Annotated in this window: 2 protein-coding genes; both read left to right on the top strand. The window is 65.6% G+C overall.

Features of this window, described 5'->3' with window-relative positions; genetic code table 11:
- Positions 1-869 (top strand): phosphopantetheine-binding protein (locus HU738_RS25655; protein WP_217871534.1); only part of this gene is annotated, 869 nt, incomplete at its 5' end.
- Positions 862-3,313 (top strand): condensation domain-containing protein (locus HU738_RS25650; protein ID WP_217871532.1); only part of this gene is annotated, 2,452 nt, incomplete at its 3' end. The genes HU738_RS25655 and HU738_RS25650, both read left to right, overlap by 8 nt.

The following is a 3,313-nucleotide window of genomic DNA, read 5'->3' as shown; positions in this document are numbered from 1 at the left end:
AAGGAAAGGACAGCGTGCCGATCGGCCAGCCGATCGCCAACCTGCAGACCTATGTGCTGGACGGCGAACTGAACCCGGTCAGCCCCGGCGTGACCGGCGAGCTGTACCTGGGCGGCCTCGGCCTGGCCCGCGGCTACCACCGTCGTCCGTCGCTGACCGCCGAGCGTTTCGTCACCAGCCCGTTCGGCGCAGGCCAGCGGCTGTACCGCACCGGCGACCTGGCGCGGCAGCGCGAGGACGGGGTGATCGAATATGCCGGGCGCATCGACCATCAAGTGAAGATCCGCGGCCTGCGTATCGAGCTGGGCGAGATCGAAGCCCGCCTGCAGGAGCTGGAGGCGGTACGCGAAGCCGTGGTGGTAGCCGGCGAAGGTCAGCTGGTGGCGTATCTGGTAGCTGAGCAGGCCGACAGCCTGGCGGCGATCAAGGCACATCTGGCCGCTGTACTACCGGACTACATGGTGCCAGCGCAGTGGGTTTTGCTCGAACAGATGCCGTTGTCGCCCAACGGCAAGCTTGACCGCAAGGCCCTGCCGAAACCGGAGCTGGGCCAGTCGCGGCGCGAGTACGTGGCGCCGCAGAACGAACTGGAGCAACGCCTGGCCGCGATCTGGCAGGAGGTGCTGCAGGTTGAGCGGGTCGGCCTCACTGACAACTTCTTCGAACTGGGCGGGCACTCGCTGCTGCTGGTGCGCCTGGTGTCCCGACTCAAGACCGAGTTTTCCGTGGAATTGCCGATCCAGGACGCCTACCTCGCCGACGATCTCGGTGCCCTGGCCGCCCTGGTGACGCGTAACGCGAGCCCGGCAGAACAAGACTACGACGCCATTTTTGACGCCTTGGACGAACTGGAGGCATTTGATGCTTAAGCAAGGGACCCAACAGGGCAATGAGCTGGTCCAGCGGATCAGCGGGCTGAGCCACGACAAGCGCGTGGCCCTGTTCAAGCGCCTGCTGGAGAAAGGCGTCGATCTGGGCTGGTTGCCCATCGTGCCGATGGCGGAGGGTGAGGCGCTACGCCTCTCCCACGCCCAACAGCGGCAATGGGTGCTCTGGCAGCTGGACCCGCAAGGTGCTGCCTACAACATGGTGAGCGTGCTGCGCCTGCGCGGGGCATTGAACCTCGACGCCCTGCACCAGGCATTCACAGGCCTGGCGGCGCGGCACCAGACCTTGCGCACGCGCTTTTTCCTGGATGCCGACGGTCAACCACGCCAGTGCATCGACCCGGCCGGGGCGTTGGTGGTTGATACCTATGAGCTGGCCGCGGCTGACGAGCCGACTTTGCTGGCCGCCATCGAGGCCGAGGCCATCCGCCCGTTCGACCTGGAGGCCGGCCCGCTGTTGCGGTTGGCGCTGCTGGAGGTGGGCGAGGCGGATCGAGTACTGGTCATGACTCAGCACCACATCGTCTCTGACGGCTGGTCGATGCAGTTGATGGTCGAAGAGCTGATCAAACGCTATCAGGCCCATTGCCAGGGCCGCGCAGCGCAGCTGCCGGCCTTGCCGATCCAGTATGCCGACTATGCCGCCTGGCAGCGCCAGTGGCTGGCGGCGGGCGAGCGCGAGCGTCAACTGGATTACTGGACGCAACGCCTGGCCGGTGAGCAGGGCCCGCTGGAGCTACCGTTCGACCGGCCACGGCCGGCTCGCCGCAGCAACCAGGGTTCGCGGGAGATTTTCGAACTGCAACCCGCCCTGGTGCAGGGTATTCGTCAACTTGCCCAGGCCCACGGCTGCACGCCGTTCATGCTGCTGCTGGCCTCGTTCCAGTTGCTGCTGCATCGCTACAGCGGCCAGGCTGACATTCGCGTTGGCGTGCCCTCGGCGAACCGCAATCGTGCCGAGACCGAGCGCCTGCTCGGCTTTTTCGTCAACACCCAGGTGCTGCGCGCAGACATCGACGGCCAGGCGTGTTTCCTCGACTTGCTCAAGCAGGTGCGCCAGGCTGCGCTGGAGGCCCAGGCCCACCAGGACTTGCCGTTCGAACAACTGGTCGAAGCCCTGCAGCCGGAGCGCAGCCTGAGCCACAGCCCGCTGTTCCAGGTGATGTTCAACTACCAGGTGAGTGAGGGGGCCATCAGTGACGGCGTGAAGTTGCCGGGGCTGGATGTGGCACAGATGCAATGGGCCATGCCCACTGCGCAGTTCGACCTGAGCCTGGATTGTGTCGAGCATCCACAAGGCCTCAGCGCTTCGCTGATCTACTCGACCGACTTGTTCGATGCACCGCGCGTCAAGCGCATGGCGGCGCATTGGCAGAACCTGTTGCGGGCGATTCTCGATGCCCCGGCGCAACGGATGGGCGAATTACCCATGCTGCATGACGAGGAGCGGGCAAGGGCGATCACTGGGTGGAACGCCACGGCACGCGACTACCCAGGCACGCCATACGTGCATCAGCTGTTCGAACAGCACGTCGTCCGTCAGCCGCAAGCGCCGGCATTGACCTTCGCCGAGCGTACCCTGAACTACGCCGAACTCAATGCCGAGGCCAATCGCCTGGCTGAGTATCTGCGCGGCCTGGGCGTGGGCCCGGACGTGCTGGTCGGCATCGCCGCCGAGCGTTCGGTGGAAATGGTCGTCGGCCTGCTGGCGATCCTCAAGGCCGGTGGCGCCTATGTGCCGTTGGACCCGGAGTATCCGCAGGACCGCCTGGCCTATATGTTCGAAGACAGCGGCATCGCCTTGCTGCTGACCCAGTCGCACCTGCACGATGGCCTGCCGATCCCTGAAGGGCTGCCAGTGCTTGATCTGGATCGGGCCGAGGCGTGGAGTGCTTTGCAAGCGCACAACCCGGACGTGCTGCTGCACCCGGAAAATCTCGCCTACGTCATCTACACCTCCGGCTCCACCGGCAAACCGAAGGGCGCCGGCAACCGCCACGTGGCGCTGCACAACCGCCTGGCCTGGATGCAGGAGGCTTACCAGCTCAGTGCCGCTGACAGCGTGCTGCAGAAGACACCGTTCAGCTTCGACGTCTCGGTGTGGGAGTTCTTCTGGCCCTTGATGCAGGGCGCACGCCTGGTCATGGCGCGGCCGGGTGACCATCGTGACCCGGCGCGCCTGGCCGAGCTGATCACCCGCGAGCAGATCAGCACGCTGCACTTCGTGCCGTCGATGCTGCAAGCCTTCGTCGGTGATGAAAACGCCGCTCGCTGCACCTCGCTGCAGCGGATCATCTGCTCCGGCGAAGCCCTGCCGGTGGAACTGCAACGCCAGACCCTGGCGCTGCTGCCGCAGAGCGGGCTGTACAACCTGTACGGCCCGACCGAAGCGGCCATCGACGTTACCCACTGGACCTGTGTCGAGG

The organism is Pseudomonas vlassakiae (genome assembly GCF_014269035.2).
Lineage (GTDB): Bacteria > Pseudomonadota > Gammaproteobacteria > Pseudomonadales > Pseudomonadaceae > Aquipseudomonas > Aquipseudomonas vlassakiae.
Note: the sequence above shows the minus strand (reverse complement) of the source record. Positions and strands in the feature narration are given on the sequence as shown.